This window comes from Cellulomonas fimi, from assembly GCF_028583725.1.
In the GTDB taxonomy this organism is placed as follows: domain Bacteria; phylum Actinomycetota; class Actinomycetes; order Actinomycetales; family Cellulomonadaceae; genus Cellulomonas; species Cellulomonas fimi_B.
Map to the genome: position 1 here is coordinate 671,374 of NZ_CP110680.1, position 24,389 is coordinate 695,762.

19 protein-coding genes are annotated in these 24,389 nt (G+C 74.2%); 10 read left to right on the plus strand and 9 right to left on the minus strand.

Annotated elements, in window-relative coordinates:
- Nucleotides 1-430 precede the first annotated feature (430 nt).
- The gene (locus OOT42_RS03050) at nt 431-1,945 is read right to left on the minus strand and encodes a mannitol dehydrogenase family protein (RefSeq protein WP_273653482.1); all 1,515 of its coding nucleotides are present in this window, start codon (nt 1,943-1,945) and stop codon (nt 431-433) included.
- Complete coding sequence (locus tag OOT42_RS03055) at nt 1,942-3,132, minus strand: LacI family DNA-binding transcriptional regulator (protein WP_273653483.1); 1,191 nt, start codon at nt 3,130-3,132, stop codon at nt 1,942-1,944. Before OOT42_RS03055 ends, OOT42_RS03050 begins: the two co-directional genes overlap by 4 nt.
- A gap of 240 nt (nt 3,133-3,372) precedes the next feature.
- Between OOT42_RS03055 and uxaC the strand changes: the two genes are divergently transcribed.
- The 3 genes from uxaC (at nt 3,373) to OOT42_RS03070 (ending at nt 6,708) form a co-directional block, all read left to right on the plus strand.
- Nucleotides 3,373-4,854 carry a glucuronate isomerase gene (gene uxaC / locus OOT42_RS03060; protein ID WP_273653484.1) on the plus strand — a complete coding sequence of 494 codons (1,482 nt, stop codon included), beginning with the start codon at nt 3,373-3,375 and terminating at the stop codon, nt 4,852-4,854.
- Complete coding sequence (gene eda, locus OOT42_RS03065; RefSeq protein ID WP_273653485.1) at nt 4,851-5,495, plus strand: bifunctional 4-hydroxy-2-oxoglutarate aldolase/2-dehydro-3-deoxy-phosphogluconate aldolase; 645 nt, start codon at nt 4,851-4,853, stop codon at nt 5,493-5,495. Before uxaC ends, eda begins: the two co-directional genes overlap by 4 nt.
- Before the next feature lie 109 nt (nt 5,496-5,604).
- Complete coding sequence (locus OOT42_RS03070; protein ID WP_273653486.1) at nt 5,605-6,708, plus strand: sugar kinase; 1,104 nt, start codon at nt 5,605-5,607, stop codon at nt 6,706-6,708.
- A gap of 509 nt (nt 6,709-7,217) precedes the next feature.
- On the opposite strand, the gene OOT42_RS03075 is transcribed toward OOT42_RS03070, so the two are convergent.
- Nucleotides 7,218-8,894, minus strand: a complete 1,677-nt coding sequence (locus OOT42_RS03075) for a UxaA family hydrolase (protein WP_273653487.1) — start codon at nt 8,892-8,894, stop codon at nt 7,218-7,220.
- Nucleotides 8,895-9,032: 138 nt separating this feature from the next.
- On the opposite strand from OOT42_RS03075, the gene OOT42_RS03080 reads away from it, so the two are divergent.
- The gene (locus OOT42_RS03080) at nt 9,033-10,055 is read left to right on the plus strand and encodes a LacI family DNA-binding transcriptional regulator (RefSeq protein ID WP_273653488.1); all 1,023 of its coding nucleotides are present in this window, start codon (nt 9,033-9,035) and stop codon (nt 10,053-10,055) included.
- 185 nt (nt 10,056-10,240) lie between these two features.
- On the opposite strand, the gene OOT42_RS03085 is transcribed toward OOT42_RS03080, so the two are convergent.
- The 3 genes from OOT42_RS03085 to OOT42_RS03095 all read right to left on the minus strand — a co-directional run bounded on the left by OOT42_RS03085 (nt 10,241) and on the right by OOT42_RS03095 (nt 13,864).
- Complete coding sequence (locus OOT42_RS03085) at nt 10,241-10,957, minus strand: FadR/GntR family transcriptional regulator (RefSeq protein ID WP_273653489.1); 717 nt, start codon at nt 10,955-10,957, stop codon at nt 10,241-10,243.
- Nucleotides 10,958-11,000: 43 nt separating this feature from the next.
- Nucleotides 11,001-11,870, minus strand: a complete 870-nt coding sequence (locus tag OOT42_RS03090) for an amidohydrolase family protein (protein WP_273653490.1) — start codon at nt 11,868-11,870, stop codon at nt 11,001-11,003.
- Between the two features lie 188 nt (nt 11,871-12,058).
- Nucleotides 12,059-13,864, minus strand: a complete 1,806-nt coding sequence (locus OOT42_RS03095; RefSeq protein WP_273653491.1) for a gamma-glutamyltransferase family protein — start codon at nt 13,862-13,864, stop codon at nt 12,059-12,061.
- A gap of 238 nt (nt 13,865-14,102) precedes the next feature.
- Here OOT42_RS03095 and OOT42_RS03100 point away from each other — a divergent pair, with 238 nt between their 5' ends.
- On the plus strand, nt 14,103-15,137 hold the full coding sequence (locus OOT42_RS03100; RefSeq protein WP_273653492.1) for a diguanylate cyclase domain-containing protein: 1,035 nt from the start codon (nt 14,103-14,105) through the stop codon (nt 15,135-15,137).
- Nucleotides 15,138-15,149: 12 nt separating this feature from the next.
- Here OOT42_RS03100 and OOT42_RS03105 read toward each other — a convergent pair whose 3' ends face one another.
- Nucleotides 15,150-15,614: a tRNA (cytidine(34)-2'-O)-methyltransferase gene (locus OOT42_RS03105; RefSeq protein ID WP_273653493.1), complete on the minus strand. Its 465-nt coding sequence runs from the start codon at nt 15,612-15,614 to the stop codon at nt 15,150-15,152.
- A gap of 103 nt (nt 15,615-15,717) precedes the next feature.
- Between OOT42_RS03105 and mgrA the strand changes: the two genes are divergently transcribed.
- Together mgrA and OOT42_RS03115 are read left to right on the plus strand one after the other, a co-directional pair.
- Nucleotides 15,718-16,755, plus strand: coding sequence for an L-glyceraldehyde 3-phosphate reductase (mgrA, locus tag OOT42_RS03110; RefSeq protein WP_273653494.1), 1,038 nt, complete (start codon nt 15,718-15,720; stop codon nt 16,753-16,755).
- Nucleotides 16,752-17,495 (plus strand): alpha/beta fold hydrolase, encoded by a 744-nt coding sequence (locus OOT42_RS03115; protein ID WP_273653495.1) that lies wholly within the window; start codon nt 16,752-16,754, stop codon nt 17,493-17,495. The genes mgrA and OOT42_RS03115 overlap by 4 nt, the downstream gene beginning before the upstream one ends.
- Nucleotides 17,496-17,617: 122 nt before the next feature.
- On the opposite strand, the gene OOT42_RS03120 is transcribed toward OOT42_RS03115, so the two are convergent.
- Both OOT42_RS03120 and OOT42_RS03125 read right to left on the minus strand, forming a co-directional pair.
- Complete coding sequence (locus tag OOT42_RS03120; RefSeq protein WP_273653496.1) at nt 17,618-18,598, minus strand: acetylxylan esterase; 981 nt, start codon at nt 18,596-18,598, stop codon at nt 17,618-17,620.
- A gap of 63 nt (nt 18,599-18,661) precedes the next feature.
- On the minus strand, nt 18,662-19,741 hold the full coding sequence (locus OOT42_RS03125) for a LacI family DNA-binding transcriptional regulator (protein WP_273653497.1): 1,080 nt from the start codon (nt 19,739-19,741) through the stop codon (nt 18,662-18,664).
- Between the two features lie 237 nt (nt 19,742-19,978).
- Here OOT42_RS03125 and OOT42_RS03130 point away from each other — a divergent pair, with 237 nt between their 5' ends.
- The 3 genes from OOT42_RS03130 to OOT42_RS03140 are packed head-to-tail and all read left to right on the plus strand — an operon-like array spanning nt 19,979 to nt 24,320.
- Nucleotides 19,979-22,318, plus strand: a complete 2,340-nt coding sequence (locus OOT42_RS03130) for a glycoside hydrolase family 3 N-terminal domain-containing protein (protein WP_273653498.1) — start codon at nt 19,979-19,981, stop codon at nt 22,316-22,318.
- Nucleotides 22,315-23,397, plus strand: coding sequence for an ABC transporter permease (locus OOT42_RS03135; protein WP_273653499.1), 1,083 nt, complete (start codon nt 22,315-22,317; stop codon nt 23,395-23,397). Before OOT42_RS03130 ends, OOT42_RS03135 begins: the two co-directional genes overlap by 4 nt.
- Nucleotides 23,391-24,320, plus strand: a complete 930-nt coding sequence (locus OOT42_RS03140; protein WP_273653500.1) for a carbohydrate ABC transporter permease — start codon at nt 23,391-23,393, stop codon at nt 24,318-24,320. The genes OOT42_RS03135 and OOT42_RS03140 overlap by 7 nt, the downstream gene beginning before the upstream one ends.
- The last annotated feature ends 69 nt before the right edge of the window (nt 24,321-24,389 follow it).

Here is a 24,389-nt window from a genome sequence, read left to right on the forward strand (position 1 = left end):
GTCGGATCGCCTGTCAGACGCCGACAAGCAGGTGCGCGGGCGCGCTCGTCGAGTCGTCCGTCAGACGCCAGTGAGCGGGTGTGCGGCGGCTCGTCGGGTCGTCCGTCGGACGCCGGTGAGCGGGTGAGCGGGTGCGCGGGCGCTCGTCGGGTCGTCCGTCAGACGCCGGTGAGCGGGTGCGCGGGCGCTCATCGAGTCGTCCGTCGGACGCCGGTGAGCGGGTGCGCGGGCGTTCGTCGCGTCGTCGCAGACGCCAGCGAGCGTGACCGGGTTCGCTCGTTCGGTCACCCGTCGGACCGCAGCGAGCGTGTGCAGGTGCGCCCCGTTCGGTCGTCCGTCAGACGGCAGCGAGCGTGCGCCAGGTGCGGCCCGTTCGGTCGTCCGTCAGGCGGCAGCGCGCGTGCGCAGGTGCTGCCCGTTCGGTCGTCCGTCAGACGGCAGCGAGCGTGCGCAGGTGCGCCTGCACCTCGCGCCGCAGCACCTCCGACTCGGCGAGGTCGTCGCCGAAGACCTGGCGCACGGCGAGCAGGCGCCCCGGCAGACCATCGACGGACCCGGCGGCTGCCGAGGCGAGCACACCGGCGAGCGGGTCGTCGAGCGTGACCTGGTGGCCCGCGACCTCGAGACCCCCCTGCGTCGTGGCATGGACGTAGGACATCCACGCGGCGATCGTCGCCGCGGCGGCCGTCGGCACGGCGCCTGCCGCGAGCCGGTCCCGGACCGTGCCGAGCAGGCGCTGCGGCAGCTTCGCGGAGCCGTCCATCGCGACCTGCACCGTGGTGTGGCCCGTGTTCGGGTTGGCGAACCGCGCCAGCACGTCCTCGCGGTACTGCGCGAGGTCGAGCCCGTCGGGCGCTTGGAGCGTGGGGAGGACGTCCTCGTCCACGAGTGCGTGCACCACCGCCTCGAGCGCCGGATCTGCGATTGCCTCCGCGATCGTCTCGTACCCCCGGAGCGCGCCGAGGTAGGCGAGCGTCGAGTGCGACGCGTTGAGCACCCGCAGCTTCGCGCGCTCGTACGGCGCGACGTCGGTCGTGAGCGTGGCGCCCGCGAGCTCCCAGGCGGGCCGGTCCCCGGCGAACCGGTCCTCGATGACCCACTGCGTGAACGGCTCCCCGACGACGAGCCCGTGATCGTCCAGGCCGGTCAGGCGTGCCGCCTCCGCGCGGTGCTGGTCCGTCGTCGCCGGGACGATGCGGTCGACCATCGTCGAGGGGAACGTCACGGAGGCGGCGACCCACGCGGCGAGCGCGTCAGCGCCGGGGACGGCCGTGAGGATCGCCTGGACGAGCCCTTCGACGACCGGCCCGTTCTCCGCGAGGTTGTCGCAGCACACGACGGTGATCGGTCCGGCGTCGTCCCGGTGCCGGCGCGCGAGCCCGCGGAGCAGCAGGCCGATCGGCGAGCGCGCAGGCTGCTCCGGGTCCGCACCTCCCAGCTCGGCGGCGAGAGCGGCGACGTCGGACCCCAGGTCCGGGTCCGCGAGATCGGGCCGACCGTCCGCGGCCCGTCGGTAGCCCTTCTCGGTCACGGTCAGCGTGACGACGTGCGTCGTCGGCGCGGCGATCGTGCGCACCACGTGGGCCGTACCGGTGCCCGGGAACGAGACGTCGCGGAGCGACCCGATGATCCGGAGCGAGGTCTCGTCGGTGCCCTTCGTCAGGACGCCGTAGAGGCCGTCCTGGGGTGCCAGCTGCTCCGCCACGCGCGCGCTGCGCTGAGTCACACCGAGGATCCCCCAGCCCGTGGCGCCCGCGGCCGCGGCGGCGTCCTCGGTGTAGACCGCCTGGTGAGCGCGGTGGAACGCACCGAGACCCAGGTGGACGAGACCGACCGAGGTGGCGCCTGGGTCGACGGCGGGTCCGCGGACGTTCGCGTGACCGGGCAGCCCGGCACGAGCCAGGGTCGCACCGGGCAGGGTCGTGCGGGACAGGCGCGGCGTCATCGGTCGCTCTCCATGGTCGTGGGACGAGGTGCGGTGCTGGTCGAGCCGCGGACGACGAGCTCGACGCGCAGCCGGACAGGGGCGGGCCCGGCGGTCTCGACCGCCGTCGTCCGGGGGGCTGGCGCGTCGCCGGTGTCGCGGCTGTGGGGTGCGCTGTCGTCACCGGGCCTCTGCCGCACGCCGTCCGTGGCGGACGGTGCGGCCGGCTCGGCGAACCGGTCCGTCGCCACCGTGAGGGCCTCGGCGAGGGCGCGCTCGGCGGCGGACTGCCGGCCGGCGCGCAGGCCGTGTGCGACCAGGAGGTCGACCGCCTCGCGGCCCAGCCGCGCGAGCGGCACGGTCACCGTGGTGAGGGCGGGTGAGACGAGCGTGGCGGCGGGGATGTCGTCGTAGCCGACGACGGAGACGTCCTCGGGGACGCGCAGGCCGCGCGCCTGGAGCCGATTGAGGATCCCGAGCGCGACGAGGTCGTTGTGCGCGAGGACGGCCGTCGCCCCGCTCGCGGCGACCAGGTCGGCCGCGGCGACGCCGCCCGCGAAGACCGGTGCGAAGTGCCCGAGGTTCACGACCTCCACGTCGCTCAGCCCGTGCGAGACGTCCTGCAACCCGAGCCGACGACGGCTGTCCGACCACGAGTCCGCCGGACCGCCGGCGTATGCCACACGCCGGTGGCCGAGTGCGTGCAGGTGCGTGACGGCCTGCCGGACGCCGTCGGCGTTGTCGATGACGACGGAGGGCAGAGGCGCGTGCTCGCGGTTGACGAGGACGAGGGGGACCTCGGCCGAGAGCCGGTCGAGGTCCGCGTCGGTCATGCGTGGCGAGCAGAGGATCGCGCCGTCGACCTGGCCGCCGAGGTGGGCGACGAGCTCGGACTCCATGCGCGGGTCCTCCTCGGCGTCCGCCACGAACACGGCGTGACCGAGCGTCCGTGCGCGGGCCTGCACGCCCTTGGCGACCGCCGCGAAGAACGGGTTCTCGAGGTCGGGCACGACGAGGCAGAGGTTGCCGGTCCGGCCGGTGATGAGCTCTCGTGCCGCGCGGTTGGGGCGGTAGCCGAGCTCGCGGGCGGCGCGCTGCACCTGCTCGCGTCGGGCAGGCGCCACCAGGTCGGGGGCGCTCAGTGCGCGGGACGCCGTCGCGGGGGAGACCCCGGCGAGGCGCGCGACGTCGCGCAGCGTCACGACCACGGTGGGTGCCTCCTGTCTCCTCGCCCGGTCGACGGCAGGCGCGGGTGCGGCCGTCGCGATGAATTCGATTGCAGCACGCGGTGAGCGGCGAGGACAAGCCCTGTCCCGCACTTCGAACGTCTGTACGGCTCGCCCTTGCCGAACGAGGTCGGACCTGCTTGGGTAGGCGGTGAAATCGATTGCACGCCGTTCATGCCGTCGTCTGATCGACGGCGTACGGCTCGACGAGGAGGTCGCTCGATGGCGCGTCCCGCCTGGACACTGCACCCCGACAGAGCGCTGCCCAGCGACCCGGTCGTCCGTCCGATCGCCCGCGAGATCGCGGAGCAGACGCTCCGCCTGCCGATCGTGTCGATGCACGGCCACGTCGACGCCGGCCTGTTGGCGCGCGACGAGCCCTTCCCCGACCCCGCTGCCCTGCTCGTCGTCCCCGACCACTACCTCGTGCGCATGCTCGTCTCGCAGGGGGTCCCGCACGACGCGCTCGGCGTCCCCCGGCGGGACGGGCAGCCGGTGGAGACCGACCCGCGCGCGATCTGGCGGACGTTCGCGGCGCACTGGCACCTGTTCCGCGGTACGCCGACGCGCTACTGGATGGAGCATGTCCTCGTCGACGTGTTCGGGGTGTCCGAGCGGCTGTCCGCCGAGTCGGCCGACCGTGTGTACGACCACCTCGTCGAGCGGCTCGCCGACCCTGCCTACCGCCCGCGCGCGTTGTTCGAGAGGTTCGGCATCGAGATCCTGGCGACGACCGACCCGGCCACCTCCACCCTTCCCGACCACGCGACGCTCGACGCCGACGGCTGGGGCGAGCGCGTCGTGCCGACCTTCCGCCCCGACGCTCTGCTGCACGTCGACCGGCCCGGCTGGCGCGACGACGTCGCGCTGCTCGGCGACGTGACCGGGACGACGGTCGACGGTTACCGCGCGCTCGTGTCCGCCCTGGAGGAGCGCCGTCGGGCGTTCGTCGCCGCCGGTGCGCGGGCGACCGACCACGGGCACCTGGCGGCGGGCGCCGCGCCGTTGAGCGACTCCGTCGCCGAGCGGATCGTCGCCGACGCGCTCCGCGGGAGGGTGGACGCGCGGGACGCGGCGGCCTTCTCCGGTCACATGCTGTTCGAGATGGCCCGCATGTCGACGGAGGACGGGCTGGTCATGCAGCTGCACCCGGGCGTGCTGCGCGACCACGACCCGGCCGTCTTCGCGGCGCGCGGGCCGGACGTCGGCTACGACATCCCGGTCCCGACCGAGTACGTGCGCGCGCTGCGGCCCCTGCTGGAGTCGTTCGGGCACCACCCGAACCTGCGCCTGGTCCTGTTCACGGTGGACGAGGACACGTTCAGCCGCGAGCTCGCCCCGCTGGCGGGTGTGTACCCCGCCGTCCGACTGGGCGCGCCGTGGTGGTTCCTCGACACCCCCGACGGCATGCGCCGGTACCGCGAGGCGGTCACGGACACCGCGGGGCTCTACAACACGACGGGATTCGTCGACGACACGCGCGCGTTCTGCTCGATCCCCGCGAGGCACGACCTGGCGCGCCGGATCGACGCGGGCTTCCTCGCGCGACTCGTCGCCGAGCACCGGCTCGACCTGGACGAGGCCGTCCAGTCGGCCGTGGACCTGGCGTACCGGATCCCTCGGGAGGCGTATGCTCCCTCTCGGAGGGGAAACGCTTTCCCGTCCGAGCCGGCCCTGGCCACCGCTGCGAAGGAGCACGCGTGAGCGACACCGACATCCTCGACCGCCTCGGGGCGCACCGCCTCGTCCCGGTCGTCGTCCTCGACGACGCCGCTCACGCGGACCCGCTCGCGGCCGCCCTGGTGGCCGGCGGCCTCCCGGTTGCCGAGGTGACATTCCGGACCGCCGCCGCGCCCGACGCGATCCGCGCGATGAGCGCCCGGGGCGACGTGCTCGTCGGCGCCGGGACCGTCCTCACCGTCACACAGGTCGACCAGGCCGTCGCCGCCGGCGCGCAGTTCGTCGTCTCGCCCGGCACGAGCCGTGCGGTCGTCGAGCGGTGCCACGAGCACGGCGTGCTCGCGCTTCCCGGTGCCGTCACGGCCACCGAGGTCATGGCGGCGCTCGAGCTCGGAGTGACGACCGTCAAGTTCTTCCCCGCCGGGACGTCAGGCGGCGCGGCCGCCGTCGCGGCGCTCGCCGCACCGTTCGGTGGCGTCGGCTTCGTGCCGACCGGCGGGATCGGTCCTGGCAACCTCGCCGAGTACCTCGCCCTGCCGTCCGTCCGGGCCGTCGGGGGCTCGTGGATGGTGCCGAAGGGCCTCGTCAACGCCGGCGACCTCGACGGCATCCGTGAGCTCACCGCCGCGGCGGTCGCGCTCGCCGGCACCGACCGCCCGACCTGACCCAGCCGGCCCCGCGCCGGCCTCCCGCCCCGCTCGACACCGGCAGTCCCGCCGGCCGACGACCCGCCCGCCGTCCCTGGACCGCACGACAGCACGAGGAGCAGACCGAATGTCCGACCTGGTGATCCGCCCGGCCGAGGAGACGCGCTACGACGCGGTGTCGCTCGGAGAGGTGATGCTGCGCCTCGACCCCGGCGAGGGACGCATCCGCACGACCCGGTCGTTCCGCGTGTGGGAGGGCGGTGGCGAGTACAACGTCTCCCGCGGCCTGCGTCGCGCGTTCGGGCTCCGGACCGCGATCGTCACGGCGCTCGCCGACAACGAGGTCGGCAGGCTCGTCGAGGACTGCATCCTCACCGGCGGGCTCGACACGTCGTTCATCAAGTGGGTGCCCTACGACGGGGTCGGGCGCACCGTGCGCAACGGCCTCAACTTCACGGAGCGCGGCTTCGGGGTGCGCGGGGCGGTCGGGGTCAGCGACCGCGGGCACACGGCCGCCGCGCAGCTCGCTCCCGGTGACATCGACTGGGAGCACCTGTTCGGTGACCTCGGGGTCCGCTGGTTCCACACCGGGGGGATCTTCGCAGCGCTCTCGGACGGCGCCGCCGAGACCGTCATCGAGGCGGTGACCGTCGCGCGCAAGCACGGCACCGTCGTCTCGTACGACCTCAACTACCGCCCGAGCCTGTGGAAGGCGATCGGCGGCCAGGCCCGCGCACAGGAGGTCAACCGCGCGATCGCCCCGTTCATCGACGTGATGATCGGCAACGAGGAGGACTTCACCGCGTCGCTCGGGTTCGAGGTCGAGGGCGTCGACGAGAACCTGAGCGAGCTCGAGATCGGGTCGTTCGCGGCCATGATCGACCGTGTCGCCGAGGCGTACCCGAACTTCAAGGTCATCGCGACGACCCTGCGGACCGTGCGCAGCGCGTCCGTCAACGACTGGGGTGCGCTGGCCTGGTCGCGAGCGACGGGGGTGGTGCGGGCGACGCACCGCGAGCGTCTCGAGATCCTCGACCGCGTGGGCGGCGGCGACTCCTTCGCCTCGGGTCTGGCGTACGGGCTCATCGCGGGCGAAGGGCTCGCGACAGCCGTCGAGTACGGCGCCGCGCACGGTGCGCTCGCGATGACGACGCCGGGCGACACGACGATGGTGACGAAGGCCGAGGTGCTGAAGCTCGCGGGCGGTGGTGGGGCCCGCGTCGATCGCTGACCCCATCCAGCGCGGACCCGTACGGACCGAGGCCCCACCCGGCGCACGACCGGGTGGGGCGTCGCCCGTCCTGGACGAACCAGGGGAGAAGAGGCGCGACGAGGGGCCGGCGGCTCGTCGGTGGATGCGGGCAGCGCGCCGATCGGCGCGACCCCGACGGCGTCGGGCCGGCCGGGCGATCGCCGGACGACGCGGCCGGCGCGACCCGACGGCGTCGGGCCGGCCGGGCGATCGCCGGACGACCCGGCGGGCGAGCTGCGGACGACTCGGCGGCGACCGCCCGTGGCGCGCAGACCGGCGTGACGGACGAGTCTCGAACGGGCTCGGTGCCGGATGCCGACGACGCCGTCACATGCCGCGCGGCCTCGGGCGGGCTCGGTGACGAGCGTCGGGGCGCCGACCCGTGCCGTGCGGCCTCGGGCGGGCGTGGCGACGAGTGTGCGGGGCACCGCCCCGTTCCGGGCAGCCCTCGGACGGGCTCGACGACGGGTGTCGTCGGCGCCGATCGGTCAGGTGACGGCGCCGAGCTGCCACGGGACGAACTCGTCGGCGCCGAGGTCGAGCTCCTCGGAGACGGTCTGGCGACCCGACGCGACCTCGACGATGAGGTCGAACAGCTCCTCGCCGACGGACGCGACGGTCGCGGTGCCGTCGACGATCCTCCCCGCGTTGAGGTCCATGTCCTCACGCATCCGCAGGTAGGTCGCGGTGTTCGTCGCCACCTTGATCGACGGCGTCGGCTTGCAGCCGAGCACGGACCCGCGTCCGGTGGTGAAGACGACGACGGTCGCCCCGCCGGCGACGATGCCGGTCACCGACACGGGGTCGTACCCCGGGGTGTCCATGAAGGTGAAGCCGCGCTCGCGGACCGGTTCGGCGTACTCGTAGACGGCAGCGAGCTCGGCGGTACCGCCCTTCGCGACGGCGCCGAGGGACTTCTCGAGGATCGTCGTGAGCCCGCCCGCCTTGTTCCCGGGCGACGGGTTGTTGTCGAGGGTGCCGCCACCGGCGGCCGTGTACTGCTTCCACCAGTCGATGCGGTCGAGGAGCTTCTGGCCGACCTCGCGCGTCACGGCGCGTCGCAGCAGCAGGTGCTCGGCGCCGAACACCTCGGGCGTCTCGGCGAGGACGGACGTGCCGCCGCGGGCGACGAGCAGGTCGGACGCGTACCCCAGCGCGGGGTTCGCGGTGATCCCGGAGTACCCGTCGGACCCGCCGCAGTTGAGGCCGAGGACGAGCTCGGAGACGGGTGCGGGGGACCGGCGCAGCGCGTCGACGGCGGGCAGCATCTCCTCGATCGCGGCGACACCGGCGCGGACGGTCGCGCGGATGCCGCCGTTCTCCTGGATGACGAGGGTGCGCACGGGCTTGTCGGCGGGCAGGTCGAGGCCGTCGAGCAAGGACTGCGCGGGCAGCATCTCGCAGCCCAGGCCGAGCACGAGCAGCGCGGCGATGTTCGGGTGGTCGGCGTACCCGCGGAGGGTGCGCCGTGTGATCTGGGCGCCCTCGGACGTGGGGACGAGGCCGCAGCCGGTGTCGTGCGTGAGCGCGACGACGCCGTCGACGTGCGGGAACGCGTCGAGCGCGCGGCCGCGGAACTGGTCGGCGACGAGCCGCGCGGTGGACGCCGAGCAGTTCACCGACGTGACGATGCCGACGTAGTTGCGGGTGCCCCACCGGCCGTCGGCCCGCCGGTACCCGTCGAACGTGCGCGGCGGCCCGGCCGGTGTGGGCAGGGTGACGCGTGCGGTCCCGAACTCGTACTCGCGGTCCTCGTCGTCCATGCCGAGGTTGTGCGTGTGCACGTGGTCACCGACCGCGATGTCCCGGGTCGCCCGGCCGATCGACTGGCCGTACTTGCGCACCTGCTCGCCCGCGGCGACGGGCCGCAGTGCGAGCTTGTGCCCGCGGGGCACGCTCTGCCGGACGACGAGCACGGGACCGCCGACCGTCGTGCCGGCGTCCGCACCCGGGGCGACGACGGGGCGATCGTCCCTCTGGCCGTCCGCACGGGTGGGGTCACGGTCGGTGGCCGCGGCGTGCAGCGGCGTTCCCGCGGTGTCGTGCACCGGGGCGGCGTCGAGCGCGAGGACGGTCCCGTCCTGCAGGTCGCGGGTCGCGACGCCCACGTGGTCGTCGGGACGCAGCACGAGCACGGCGTCGGCAAGGCGGAGGGTGGCCGTCATCGTCGAGAGCCCTTCGTGGAGGAAGACGTTCAGGATACCGCTTTCCCAACACGCGGAGGAGCCCTCTGAGCAGCGCGATGCCACACCGTGACGGACTGTGCCACCGCTGTGACACGACGAGCCCCTACCCTTGCGAGCATGGCGGGATCGGTGACTCTGAGCGACGTCGCGCGCGAGGCGGGCGTGTCGTTGGCGACCGCGTCGCGCGCCATCAACGGCAGCGCGAACCGCACGGTCCGCGCCGACCTCCGCGACCGGGTGCTCGCCGCGGCCGCGAAGCTCCGGTACACGCCGGACGCGAACGCGCAGGCGATGGCGCGCGGCCGCACGACGTCGCTCGGTCTGGTCGTGCACGACATCGCCGACCCGTACTTCTCGTCGATCGCGGCGGGCGTCACGCGCGCGGCGGACCGGGCCGGGCTGCAGGTCACGCTCGCGAGCACGCAGCACGACCCGAGCCGCGAGGCGGGACTCGTCGACCTGCTCAAGCGGCAGCGGGCGCGCGCGATCGTCATCGCCGGTGGTCGCCTCGACGACCCGGAGACGACGGGTGAGCTGCGCGACGCGCTCGCCGACTACCGCGCGGTCGGCGGCTCGGCGGCGGTGATCGGGCAGCCGGTCCTCGGCGTCGACGCCGTCGTCGTCGCGAACGCGCAGGGCGCGGCGGACCTGGCCCGCGCGCTGTACGAGCGCGGCTACCGCTCCTTCGCGGTGCTGGGCGGGCCCGACGGGCACCTCACGGCCCGCGAGCGCCGCGAGGCGTTCGTCGCCGAGCTCGCCGAGCTCGGCGTCGACGTCCCGACCGAGTCTGTGGTCGCGAGCGCGTTCACGCACGAGGGCGGCGAGGACGCGATGCGTGCGCTGCTGCGCGCCGGCGACCTCCCCGAGGTCGTCTTCGCGGTGAACGACGTCATGGCGCTCGGTGCGCTCGCGGCGGCGCGCGACGCGGGCGTCGAGGTGCCGCGCGACGTGGCGCTCGCAGGCTTCGACGACATCTCGACGCTGCGCGACGTGGTCCCGCCGCTGACGACGGTCCGCATCCCGCTGGTCGACATCGGCATCGCCGCGACGGAGCTCGCGCTCGCGGAGCCGTCGGACGAGCCGCGCCTGACGCACGTCCCGACGCAGGTCGTGCTGCGCGACTCGACGCCCGCGCGCTGACGCACCCACGGGACGCGGCTCCGGCGCAGGACCGCGGCCGCACCTCGGGCGGCGCACGACCGCGGACGCACCTCCGGTGCATGACCGCGCACGCATCTCCGGTGCACGCCCGCGGACGCGTCTCCGGCGCACGCCCGCGCACGTGGACGTCGACGCGGCTGCGCCGTGGCCAGAGCGGCGGCGCCTCAGCGAGCGGGGACGGCCTCGGCGCGGGCGTGGTCGGCGGTGGCGACGTCCGACCCGGTGATCGCGTCCTCCAGGCTCAGCAGGTGGGTGGCCATGCGCAGCCGTGCGCGGTCGGGGTCGCGCGCGACGATCGAGGCGAGGATCGCCTCGTGCTCGACGAACGTGCGGTCCTCGAGCCCGTCGTCGTGCGCGGACCGGCGCCGGCGCGAGGTGCGGCCGGCGATGCCGTCGATGAGCGCGGCGAGCACGGAGTTGCCGGATGCGCGGGCGATGACGGCGTGGAACGCGACGTCGGCGGCGGCGAGCCGCTCGTGGTCGAGGGGGTCGGCGGACAGGGCGCGGGCGGACTCGTCGAGCGCGGCGCGGGCGAGCTGGACGTCCTCGTCGTCGATGTGGAGCGCGGCGAGCCCGGCGGCCTCGGTCTCGAGCAGGCGGCGGACGGCGTGGAACTCGGCGTCGTGCTGGAGGTCGGCGACGAACGAGACGGGCGCGAGCAGGCGCGCGGGGTCGAGCGTCGTGACGTAGGTGCCGTCGCCGTGGCGGGAGTCGAGGATCCCGAGGGTGCCGAGGGCGCGGACGCCTTCGCGCAGGGAGCCGCGGGAGACGCCGAGCGTGCCGGCGAGCTCCTTCTCCGCCGGCAGGCGGTCACCCGGCCCGAGCAGGCCGTCCAGGATCATCTGCTTGATGCCGTCGACGACATCCTCGGATCGGGACACGTCTGCAGTATTCCGTGTGGCGCGCCGTCGCGGGCGTGGTCGGTCAGAGGTCGTCGAGCGGGAGCCCGTAGACGCGGTTGGCCGTCCCGCCGAGGACCAGGGCGCGCGCGTCGTCGGGGAGCTGGTCGACGGTGCTGCGCAGCCCGTGCCACACGCGGCCGTAGGAGTCGCCGTCGACGAGCGCGTACGGCCAGTGGGAACCGAGCATGAGCCGGTCGGGTCCGAACAGCTCGAGCGCGCGGTCGACGGCCGGCTGCAGGTGCTCGGGTGTCCAGCCGGGCCCGGCGGCGGCGCCGAGCCCGGAGAGCTTGGCGACGACGTTGGGGAGCTGGGCGACGGCGCCGATCATGGCGGACCAGTGCGTCCACGCGTCGCGCTCGCCGTGCCGCAGGGCCGCGAGCGGGGGTGCGCCGAGGTGCTGCACGACGAACGTGAGCTTGGGGTGGGCCTCGGCGAGCGTCGCGACCTGGCCGAGCAGGGTCGGCGTGTGCGCGGGCACGTCGAGGGTGAGGCGTCGTTCGGCGAGGAGGTCGAGCGACTCGTCGACCGCGGGCTGGAGCAGCCACTGCGGGTCGGGCTCCTCGTGGACGCGGTGTCCGACGCCGACGACGGGCTCCATGCGCCAGGCGTCGAGCTGGGCGGCCGCGTCCTCGGGCTGGGTCAGCGGCACCCAGGCGACGACGCCGGCGACGCGGGGGCACGAGAGGGCCTGGAAGAGCATGAGCTCGGAGTCCGCCCGGTTGTCCGCCGCCTGGACGAGGACGACCTTGCCGACGCCTTCGTCGACGAGGTCGGGTTCGACGTCCGGGACCCGGAAGGGGCGCTCGACGACGGCGACGTCCCCGGTCATCCAGGGGTAGTGGACGGCGTCGGGGTTCCACACCTGGAGATGAGCATCCACGACATCGTGCATGGCTCGGACGCTAGCAGTGGTCGGACCTCTTGCCTCCGTACGCATGAAGATCCTCATGGAACCCTCATGAACCTGCCGTACTGCCCGGTAGACATCGGACGACTTCCGCAGCGGGCGCACAGTCGCCGCACAGACACGCGTCCGGCGCCCGGGAGACGTCGGACCTCCGGCGGCCCCGACGCGAGCGGTCAGCGGCCGACCGCGTACCCCTGCATGCCCCGCGGGTTGGCCGCGGCGACGAGGAACCCGTCGGCCCGCACGCCCGCGGCGCTGATCCGGCCGAGCGCCCACGGTCCGGCGTCCTGCACGGCGTGCCCGCGGTCGGTGAGCGCGGCGAGCACCTCGGCGCCCAGCCGCGACTCCGCGACGAGCCCGCGCGGGACGTGGGTGCGGGGGTAGAACGACTCGGGGACGTGCGACGAGTGCCACGACGGCTCGTCGATCGCGGCCTGCAGGTCGAGCCCGCCGAGCAGGTGGCGCAGCAGGAACGGCACGGTCCACTGGTCCTGCTGGTCCCCGCCGGGCGTCCCGAACGCGAAGCCGCGCCCGTCGTCGTCGAGCACCAGACCCGGGCTGAGCGTGGTGCGCGGCCGGCGGCCCGGTCCGAGCGAGCCGGGCAGCCCCGGCGCGAGCCAGAACATCTGCGCGCGGGTCGGCAGCGGGAAGCCGAGCCCGGGCACGACCGGGCTCGACTGCAGCCAGCCGCCCGACGGGGTCGCGGACACGCGGTTGCCCCAGCGGTCGACGACGTCGACGTGACAGGTGTCGCCCCGGGTCGCGCCGGTGGTCGACACGGTCGGCTCCCCGACGCCCGCGACCGCGGCGGGCCGCTCGACGCGGCGCAGCACGGGGGACAGCACGGCGTCGCGGCCGTCGGGCCGCCCCGGCCGCAGCCCGTCGGCGGCCTCGGCCCCGACGAGCCGCACGCGGTCCGCCGCGTACGCGGGCGACAGGAGCGCCGCGAGCGGCACGTCGGGGGTGTCGCCGTACCAGGCCTCCCGGTCGGCGAACGCGAGCTTCGCGACCTCGACGACGGTGTGCACGAGCTCGGTGACCGCGCCCGACGGCCGCGTGTCGCCGACGGTGGCCCGCACGAGCGGCGCGACGTCGAGCGCGTCGAGCATCGCGAGCTGCTGGAGCAGGACGGGACCCTGCCCCCACGCGGCGGTCTTGTGGACCGTCCGCCCGGCGAAGCGCAGCGTCGTGGTCGGCTCCTCCGTCGGGCGCCAGGCCGCGAGGTCCGACGCGGTGAGGAAGCCGGTGTGCGCGCGGCCCGACGAGTCGTGCACGGGTGTCCCGGTGACGAACGCGTCGACGGCCTCGGCGACGAACCCCTCGTAGAACGCGCGGCGGGCGGCCTCGATCTGCGCCTCCCGGTCGGCCCCGGCGGCCCGCGCCTCCGCGAGGATCCGGTCGAACGTGTCGGCGAGCGCGACGTTGCGGAAGCGCGCGCCCCCCTCGGGCACGGCGCCGCCCGGCAGGTACACCGCGGCCGACGTCGGCCAGTGCTCGGCGAACAGGTCACGGACCGTCGCGACGGTCCGCGCGGCCGTCGGCAGCAGCGGGAACCCGTCGCGCGCGTACGCCGCCGCGGGCGCGAGCACGTCCTCGAGCGTCATCGTCCCGTAGCGCGCGAGCAGGTCGAGCCATGCGCCGAACGCCCCGGGGACGACAGCCGCGAGGTGCCCGGTCCCGGGCACGAGGTCGAGCCCTAGGTCGCGGTACGCGTCGATCGTCGCGCCGGCGGGGGCGGTGCCCTGACCGCACACGACGAAGGTGTGCCCGTCGGACGCGCGGTGGCCGATGATCGGCGCGTCGCCGCCCGGCCCGCACAGGTGCGGCTCGACGACGCTGACGACGAACCCGGCGGCGACGGCCGCGTCGAACGCGTTCCCGCCGGCCTCCAGGACCCGCATCCCGACGCCGCTGGCGAGCCAGTGCGTCGAGGCGACCATGCCGAAGGTGCCGGTGAGCTCGGGGCGCGTCGTGAACATCGACCGATCCTCTCCCACGCGGGGGTGCCGGGCACGCGGCGCGGCGGGGGACCGGATCTCGGGCCGCGCGTCGGCCTCGACCTCGACCCGGCGTCTCCCCGCGTGCGCGCCCGCGTCGCCCCGGGCGGCGTCGTCGCCCGACCGGCGGGGTGAACCGTCACCGAGCCCGCGGGGAACGGTCCGTGAACTTCCGGCGACGTGTCCGTTCTGCCCGCTGACCTGCGAGAATGATGCCCGGGTGGACGACGACCTGACGCTTCTCGCCGACCGGCTCCAGCACGCCCTGGGCGACTACCGGACCACCGCCGCCGCGACCGTGAAGGAGCTCGCGCGCGCCGTCGACGTGGTCGAGGCCGACATGCCGGTCTCGCGACTCGAGGTGCTGTTCCGCTCGCCGCACGTCACGACCGTCGCGGTCCGCGACCCCGTCGAGCCCGGCCGCATCGGACTCGTCACGAGGACCCGGTTCACCGCCGCGATGACCGGTCGCCTCGGCTACGGACGCGCCGTGCACGCGCGGCGCGAGACCGGCGAGATCGCCGACTGGGCGCCGCTCGTCGCACCGCCGTCCGCGCCCGTCTCCGAGGTGGCCGTCCGGGCGATGGAGCGGCACGACGAGCGGAGGTACGACGACGTCGTCGTCGCCGGGGACGTGTGGGCGGTCGCGAGCACGTCGGACCTCGTGCACGCGCTGTCGACGCTGCTCGCCGTCCGGTCCCTGCACGACTCGCTCACGGGCCTCGAGCACCGCGCGATGCTCCAGCACCGGCTCGCGCAGCGGTGCGCGGACCTGCACGGGACCGCGGCACGTGTCGTCCTCGTGCTGCTCGACGTCCGGGGCTTCCGGAACCTCAACGCGACGCGCGGGCACGCGTTCGCGGACGTCGTGCTCGCCGCGCTCGGGGCCCGCCTGCGGGGGATCGCGCCCGTCCGGTCCGACGCCGCCCGCACCGGCGGTGACGAGCTCGCGCTCGCGGCGACGCTGCACGCGCGTGACGAGGAGCACGCCGCGCAGGTCGCCGAGGGTCTGCGGCAGCAGCTCGTCGAGCGGCTCGCGGTGCCGGCGTCGGGGATCGCACCCGCGGACTGGCCGTCCCTGCACGCGGTCGTCGTGTGGTCGGAGCCCGGTGGCGGTACACCGGACGAGCTGCTGCGGCTCGCGCTGCGCCGGCTCGGCGAGGCCAAGGACCGCTGGCGTCTGCGGGCGTCGGGCCTGCCGGAGGTCCGCTCGCTGCTCGGCGGCGACGAGCTCGTCGAGGTCGTCGACCTCTGACGTCGTCGTCCCTCAGGCGCCGCCCGGGAAGCCGAGCTGTCGCCACGCCTCGTACGTGGCGACGGCGGCGGCGTTCGAGAGGTTCATCGAGCGGCGGCCGGGCAGCATCGGGATCCGCAGCTGCGTGTCGACGCGGGGGTGCGCGAGCACGTCGGCGGGCAGCCCGGTCGGCTCGGGACCGAAGAGGAGCGCGTCGCCGTCGCGGTAGACGACGTCGGCGAAGGACGTCGTGGCCTGCGTCGTGAAGGCCAGCACGCGCGCGTCGGGCAGGGCGTCGAGCAGCGCGTCGAGGGACGCGTGGACGACGACGTGCGCGAGGTCGTGGTAGTCGAGCCCGGCCCGCTTGAGCCGCGCCTCGGACAGGTCGAACCCGAGGGGCTCGACGAGGTGCAGCGTCGCGCCCGTGCCCGCCGCCATGCGGATCGCGTTGCCGGTGTTCCCGGGGATGCGGGGCTCGAAGAACACGACGTGCAGCACGCGCCGATCCTAGGCGGCACCCGGATCGGATCGATTCGGCCGACCGGCGCCGCGCGGGCTAGCGTGGCGACGCACGCTCCCACCGCCGAGAGGACGCCCCGCGATGCCCACCGAGCCCGTCTACCGCGCCGCGGACGAGCGGTACGACGCCATGACCTACCGTCGCTCCGGGCACAGCGGCCTCGACCTGCCCGCGCTGTCGCTCGGCCTGTGGCACAACTTCGGCGACACGACGCCGCTCGAGACGCAGCGGGCCGTCCTGCGCCGCGCGTTCGACCTGGGCATCACGCACTTCGACCTCGCCAACAACTACGGCCCGCCGTACGGCTCGGCGGAGGCGAACTTCGGCCGCATCCTGCAGCGCGACCTCAAGCCGTACCGCGACGAGCTCGTCATCTCGTCCAAGGCCGGCTACGACATGTGGCCCGGACCGTACGGCGACGGCGGGTCGCGCAAGTACCTGCTCGCGTCGCTCGACCAGTCGCTCGCGCGCATCGGGGTCGACTACGTCGACGTCTTCTACTCGCACCGCCCCGACCCGAGCGTCCCGATCGAGGAGACGATGGGTGCGCTGCACACCGCGGTCACCAGCGGCAGGGCGCTGTACGCGGGCATCTCGAACTACTCGCCCTCGCAGACGCGCACCGCGCAGCGCGTGCTCGCGGACCTCGGCACGCCGCTGCTCATCCACCAGCCGTCGTACTCGATGTTCAACCGGCACGTCGAGAACGTCGCCGAGGGGGAGTCGGAGTCGCTGCTCGACGTCGTCGGGGACCTCGGCATCGGCACGATCGTGTTCTCGCCGCTCGCGCAGGGCCTGCTCACCGGCCGCTACCTGTCGGGCGACGTGCCGTCCGACTCGCGCGCGGCCGTCGGACACTTCCTCAAGCCGTCGGCGCTGTCCGAGACGTACCTGGCCCGGGCCCGGGCGCTGAACGAGATCGCCGCCGGTCGCGGGCAGTCCCTCGCGCAGCTCGCGCTCACGTGGGTCCTGCGCGACTCCCGGATCACGTCCGCGCTGGTCGGGGCGTCATCGGTCGCGCAGCTCGAGGACAACGTCGCCGCGCTGTCCGCGCCGCCGCTGACCGACGACGAGATCGCCGCGATCGAGCCCCACGCGGTCGACGGCACCGGCCGGTGAGCGCGCCGCTCGTCCTGCTGCACGGGCTGTCCGACTCGGGCGACTGCTGGCCCGGGGTCGTGGCGCACGTGCACGACCGGCGGGTGCTGACGCCGACCGCGCTCGGGCACGGCGGCCGGCCGCTGCCCGACGTGTTCGCGGTCAGCGCCCTGGGCGCGGACGTGGTCGCGACGCTGCGGGCCGATCCCGGCACCGAGCGCGTCGTCGTCGTCGGGCACTCGATGGGCGGGCTCGTGGCGCAGGAGGTCGCGCTGACCGCGCCCGAGCTCGTCGCGGCCGTCGTGCTCGTCGATCCGGCCTGGACCGCCGGCGACGTCCCGCCGCCCTGGCTCGCCGACGCCGTCGCCGCGCGGGACACCCCCGTCGAGGAGCTCGTCGCGCAGTCACGGCGCGACGACCCGACGTGGCCCGAGGACGAGCGCGCCCCCTGGGCCGCGGCCCGCGCCGGCCTGCACCCGCGGCTGGCCGCGGTCCCGCACCGGTGGGCCGAGCGGGACTGGCCGGCCGCGGTCGGCGAGATCACGGCGTCGGGCATCCCCGTCACGCTCGTCACGGGCGACCCGGACCGCACGATCGTCGGCCCGCCCCTCGTGGCGCGTGCTCTCGCCGCCGTGACGGACGCCGGCCCCGACGCAGCGCGCCTGACGGTCGTCAACCTCCCCGGCACCGGCCACAGCGTCCACCGCGACGCCCGCCCGGCGTTCCTCCGCACCCTCGACACGGTCCTCACCACGACCTGACCGTGCCACCCGCCGCCGCCCCCCGGGGGTTCCCGCGGCCGTCGAACGCAACATGACGCCCGCGGAACACCCGGCAGACGCGCCTGGTGTTGCGTTCGGCGGCGTGGGCCACGGGTTGAGCGTCAGAGGTGGGTCGCGAACCAGGTCAGGACGCGGCGGTGGTGGACGGCGTCGCCGTTCTCGTGGTGGTTGAACGGGTAGACGGCGATGTCGCGCGGCACGGACGGGTCGCCGTCGGCCCAGGCGTTGAACGCGGCGAACGCGGTCGACGGCGGGCACACGGTGTCGCGCAGGCCGGTGGCGAAGAGGGCGGCGGCGCGGGCGCGACGGGCCAGGTGCACGCCGTCGAGGTACGACAGCGTGCGGAAGACGTCGTCCTCGGCTCCACGGTGCACGGCGAGGTAGCGCACGATCTCGGCGTACGGCTCGGTGTCGACGAGCCCGACGGCCCGCTGCATGTGGCAGAGGAACGGGGCGCTCGCGGCGACCGCGGCGAGGTCGGGCACGAGCCCGGCGACCGCGATCGCGATGCCGCCGCCCTGGCTGTTGCCGAGCGCGGCGACCCGCGACGCGTCGACGCCGGGCAGCGCGCGCACCGCGTCGACGGCCCGTGCGGCGTCGGTGTAGAGCCGCCGGTAGTAGGCCGTCCCGGGCGACCGGATGCCGCGGGTGACGAAGCCGGGCGCGGCCGGGTCGGAGCCGACGGGGTCGGGCGTCACGCCGCCGTTGCCGTGCTGCCCGCCCTGCCCCCGGCTGTCCATGAGCAGGTGCGCGTACCCGGCGTTCGCCCAGGTCAGGCGCTCGATCGGCTCGCCGCGCCCGCGCCCGTACCCGAGGAACTCCACCACCGCGGGCAGGTCCCCGTCGACGCCCGCGGGACGCGTGTACCAGGCACGGATCGGGTGCCCGCCGAAGCCCGCGAACGTCACGTCCCACGTGTCGACGAGCGTCAGCCCGGTGTCGACGCGCGTGGCGGTCACCGCGAGGTCGTGCGTGCGCGCCTCGGCGAGCGTCGCGGACCAGAACGCGTCCAGGTCGTCGGGCTCGGGGAGGTCGGGGCGGTACGTGCGCAGCTCGGCGAGCGGCAGGTCGAACAGGGCCACGGTGGTCCTCCGGGTCGGGTCGCGTCGTCGCGACGGGTCGTCGGGCCGGCGGGCCGCGCGGCGTCAGACGGTGACGGGCGGCGGCGCGGTGCTCTCGCGCACGACGAGCTCGGTGGCGAGGTCGATGCGCTGGTTGGTCGGGGTCTCGCCGCGGGCCAGGGCGAGCACGAGGCGGGTCGCGGTCGCGGCCATCTCGTGCAGCGGCTGGTGGACGGTCGTGAGCGCGGGGCCGAGCCACTCGGTGACGGGCAGGTCGTCGAACCCGACGATCGAGACGTCCTCGGGGACGCGCAGGCCGAGCTCGCGGGCGGCGCGCATGACGCCGAGCGCCTGGAAGTCGGACCCGGCGAAGATCGCGGTGGGCCGGTCGGGCCGGGACAGCAGCTCGAGCCCGTGCCGGTAGCCGCCGTTGACGAAGAAGTCGCCGTAGCGGATCAGTGCGGGGTCGGTCGCGATGCCGGCCTCGTCGAGGGCGGACCGGTAACCGTCGATGCGGGCGCGCGAGCACAGCACGTCGACCGGGCCGGAGATGACGGCGACGCGGCGGTGGCCGAGCCCGAGCAGGTGCCGCGTCGCGGCGAGGCCGCCGGCCCAGTTGGCGGAGCCGACGACGGGGACGCCGGGCGGCTGCTCGCCGGCGGTGTCGACGACGACGAAGGGGATCGAGCGGGTCTCGAGCTGGCGGCGCTGCGCGGGGTCGAGGTCGGACAGCACGAGGATGACGCCGCGCGGGCGGCGCGCGAGCACGTCGTCGAGCCACTCCTGCCGCGGGCGGTGCGCGCCGCCGAGCTCGGACAGGACGACGCCCACGCGCGCGGGGCCGGCGACCTCCTCGACGCCCTTGATGATCTGCGTGGCCCACGCGGAGTCGAGCTCGTGGAAGACGAGGTCGATGAGCCCGGGGCCGGTCGACGTGCGGCCGCGCCGGCGGCGGTACTGGTACCGGTCGATGACCTCCTCGACCCGCGCGCGCGTCACCGCGGCGACGTCGGTGCGGCCGTTGAGCACCTTGGAGACGGTGGGCACGGACACGCCGGCCTCGGCGGCGATGAGGGCGATCGTCGCCGTCCCGCCCGCGGGCGGCACGGGCTCGTCGACGCCGTCGGTGGTCCCGGACGGCCCTGCGGCATCCGTGCTGGTCATCCTCGCAACCTTCCCGCGAACCGCAAGTATCGCGTCCGAACGTAGCACCGCGAAGGGCGCATTCCGACGCTCTCCGGCAGGCCGTCCGGGTGAAGGCCGCGCATCCTGGCAAGTTTTGGCAAACGATTGACACGCCTTGTCGGGAGTGTCTAGTTTCCGAGTCGTTGACCTTTCGCCAACGGTGGCGATAGTTGCGGACGCTCACGACGACGTGGGCACGGGAGGACGCCGACGACCATGACGGACGCACCGCACGCCCCCTGGCGGGACGCGACCCGCACCCCGGACGAGCGCGCCGCCGCCCTCGTGGCGGCCATGACGCTCGACGAGAAGGTGTCGCAGCTGGTCGGGCTCTGGGTCGGCGCCGACGCGTCGGGGGGCGGCGTCGCCCCGCACCAGGCGGACATGACCGGGGACCTCTCCTGGGCCGACGTCATCGCCGACGGCCTCGGGCAGCTCACGCGCCCGTTCGGCTCGGCGCCCGTGGACCCGGTCGCCGGCGCCCGCAGCCTCGCGGCGTCGCAGGAGCAGGTCGTCGCCGCCAACCGGTTCGGGATCCCGGCGCTCGTGCACGAGGAGTGCCTCACGGGCTTCGCGGCCTGGCGGGCCACCGCGTACCCGGCGCCGCTGTCGTGGGGTGCGACGTTCGACCCGGCGCTCGTCGAGGCCATGGCCGCCCGGATCGGCGCGAGCATGCGGGCCGCGGGCGTGCACCAGGGCCTCGCACCCGTCCTCGACGTCACGCGCGACTACCGGTGGGGCCGCACGGAGGAGACGATCGGCGAGGACCCGTACCTCGTCGGTACGGTCGGCACCGCCTACGTGCGCGGGCTGGAGCAGTCCGGCGTCGTCGCGACGCTCAAGCACTTCGCCGGCTACTCGGCCAGCCGCGCGGGCCGCAACCTCGCGCCGGTCTCGATCGGGCGACGCGAGCTCGCCGACGTGATCCTGCCGCCGTTCGAGATGGCGGTCCGGGACGGCGGCGCGCGCTCGGTCATGCACTCGTACGCCGAGCTCGACGGCGTCCCGTCGGCCGCCGACGCGTGGCTGCTCACGACGCTGCTGCGCGACACGTGGGGCTTCGACGGGACGCTCGTCGCTGACTACTACGGCATCCGCTTCCTGCACACCCTGCACGGGGTCGCCGCCGACGACGGCCACGCCGCCGCGCTGGCGCTGCGCGCGGGAGTCGACGTCGAGCTGCCGTCCGTGCACTGCTACGGCCGCCCGCTGCGCGACGCCGTGGCCCGTGGCGACGTCGACGAGGCGCTCGTCGACCGCGCACTGCACCGGGTGCTGCGGCAGAAGGCCGAGCTCGGCCTGCTCGACGAGGGCTGGGAGCCGCTGCCGGCGGACGTCGACACCCTGACGTTCGACGACGCCGAGAGCCAGGACGTCGCGCTCCGCCTGGCCCGCGAGGCGGTCGTCCTCCTGACCAACCCGCAGGCGGCGCTCCCGATCAGCGCCGGGCAGCGCGTCGCCGTCGTCGGACCGCTCGCCGACGACCCGTACGCGATGCTCGGCTGCTACTCGTTCCCCGCGCACGTCGGCGTGCACCACCCGGACCACGCGATCGGCCTCGACATCCCGACGGTCCTCGACGGCCTGCGCACCGCGGGCGTCACGACGACGACCGCGCGCGGCTGCGACGTCACCGACCCCGACCGCAGCGGGTTCGCCGACGCGGTCGCGCAGGCCGAGGCCGCCGACGTCGTCGTCGCCGTCGTGGGCGACCGCGCCGGGCTCTTCGGCCGCGGCACGTCGGGCGAGGGCTGCGACGCGACCGACCTGCACCTGCCGGGCGTCCAGGCCGACCTCGTCCGCGCGCTGCTCGACACGGGCACGCCCGTCGTGCTCGTCCTGCTCACGGGCCGCCCGTACGCGCTCGGCGACCTCGCGACCCGCGCGGCGGCCGTCGTGCAGGCGTTCTTCCCCGGGCAGCTCGGCGGTCAGGCGCTCGCCGAGGTGCTGACCGGCGCGACCAACCCGTCGGGCCGCCTGCCCGTGAGCCTGCCCGCCGACGCGTCCGGCCAGCCCGGCACGTACCTGTCGCAGCCGCTCGGTCGCCGCACGCAGGTGTCGAACATCGACCCGACGCACGCGTTCCCGTTCGGCCACGGGCTGTCGTACACGTCGTTCGACTGGGACGCGCGGCTCGCGACCGGCGACGTGTGGCCGGTCGACGGCGAGGCCGTCGTCGAGGTCGACGTCGCCAACACCGGTGACGCCGCCGGCGACGACGTCGTGCAGCTCTACCTGCACGACCCGGTCGCCCAGGTGACGCGGCCCGTCGTGCGCCTCGTCGGGTACGCCCGCGTCGACCTGGCCCCCGGCGAGCGGGCGCGTGTGACGTTCACCGTGCCCGCCGACGTCACCGCGTTCACCGGCACCGACGGCCGCCGCGTCGTCGAGCCGGGCGACGTCGAGCTGCGGGTCTCGCGCTCGAGCGCCGACCACCACACCACGCTGGCCGCGCGCCTCGACGGCCCGCTGCGGACCGTCGACCACACCCGCCGCCTCGTCACCGAGGTGGCCGTGCTCACCGGAGCCGACGCACCGGAGGTGGTGACCGCATGAGCAGCGTCCAGGAGCCCGTCGTCGCGGGCGTCGCGACGACCCCGGGCGCGCCGCCGCCCGTCGGGGTCGCCGACAACGCCCCGCCGCCGGCGGGCAGCCCCGCACCCCGCAAGGCGCGCGGCCCACGCCGCACGCAGACGTTCACGACCCCCGGCGGCACGGTCGTCCGCCCCAGCCGCACGACGTGGCGGCAGGCGCTCAAGCGGGACTGGCGGCTGTACTCGTTCCTCGTCCTGCCGCTCGTGTTCCTGCTGGTGTTCCGGTACCTGCCGATCCTCGGCAACGTCGTCGCGTTCCGGCGGTTCCGGCCCGGGTCGAGCATCTTCGGCGACGAGTGGGTCGGCCTCTACTACGTCCGGATGTTCATCAACGACCAGCAGTTCTGGCACGCGTTCACCAACACGGTCGTGCTGGGCCTGCTGACGCTCGTCATCGTCTTCCCGCTGCCGATCCTGCTCGCGCTCATGCTCAACGAGGTCCGGTCGCGGCACTTCAAGCGGTCGGTGCAGACGATCTCGTACCTGCCGCACTTCATGTCGGTCGTCATCGTCGCGGGCGTGGTGTTCCAGCTCACTTCCGTGAACGGCACGATCAACCAGATCATCACGGCACTCGGCGGGGACGCGATCACCTTCATGCAGGAGGCGTCGTGGTTCCGGACGATCTACCTGAGCTCCGAGGTCTGGCAGACCGTCGGGTGGGGCACGATCCTCTACCTCGCGGCGCTCACGACGATCGACGACCAGCTCTACGAGGCCGCGCGCATCGACGGCGCCAACCGATGGCAGCAGACCTGGCACATCACGCTGCCGGGGATCCGCCCGACGATGATCGTGCTGCTCATCCTCAACGTCGGCACGTTCATGGCGGTCGGCTTCGAGAAGATCCTGCTGCTGCAGAACCCCCTCATCTACTCGACGGCCGACGTCATCTCCACGTACCTGTACCGCGTCGGCATCGTCTCGAACAGCGTCTCCTACGCCACCGCAATCGGCCTGTTCGAGGCGATCATCGGCGTGACGCTCGTCCTGTCCGCCAACGCGATCTCGCGCAAGACCGTAGGGGCGAGCCTGTGGTGACCACCGACCTGTCGAAGCCCGCCGCGGCGGTGAGCACCAAGCCCCGCGTCGTCCAGGACTCCCGCGCGTACCGGTCCTTCCGGTTCGTCAACGCGGCGCTGCTGATCGTCGTCTGCGCGCTCGTGCTGTACCCGTTCGTCAACATCGTCGCGCAGGCGTTCTCGTCCGAGGGCTACATCAACTCGGGGCAGGTGAACCTGATCCCGCGCGGGTTCAACGTCACGACGTTCGGCGTCGTCATGGGCGACGACATGTTCTGGCGGAACTACCGGAACACCGTCGTCTACACCGTGGTCGCGACGACGATCGCGATGGCGCTCACGACGACGTACGCGTACGCGTTGTCGCGGCGGAACCTCAAGGGCCGCAAGTTCTTCATCGGGATCGCGGTCGCGACCATGTTCTTCAACGGCGGGCTCATCCCGAACTACGTGCTCATCAGCGAGCTCGGGATGCGCAACACGATCTGGGCGATCGTGCTCCCGAACGCGATCAGCGTGTTCAACCTGCTGGTGATGAAGTCGTTCTTCGAGAACTTCCCGAGCGAGCTCGAGGAAGCGGCCGCGATCGACGGCATGACGACGTACGGCGTGTTCTTCCGCGTCGTCCTGCCGCTGTCCAAGGCGGTCGTCGCGACGATGCTGCTGTTCTACGCGGTGTCGTTCTGGAACGCCTGGTTCGCCGCATTCCTCTACATCGACGACCCGAAGCTCTACCCCGTGACGATGTACCTGCGGAACCTGCTCGCGGGCGTGACGTCGGGGACGTCGATCCAGGGCGGCTCGACGGACAGCCTCACGCAGATCGCGGCGAACGTGCAGTCCGTGACGATGCTCCTCACCGTGCTGCCGATCATCTGCCTCTACCCCTTCATCCAGAGGTACTTCGTGTCGGGCGTGATGCTCGGCGCGGTCAAGCAGTGACCCCTTCTGGCTGACACACCGCATCACCCATCCCCTCCCGTGCAGGACGACGGAGTTCCACGAAAAGGA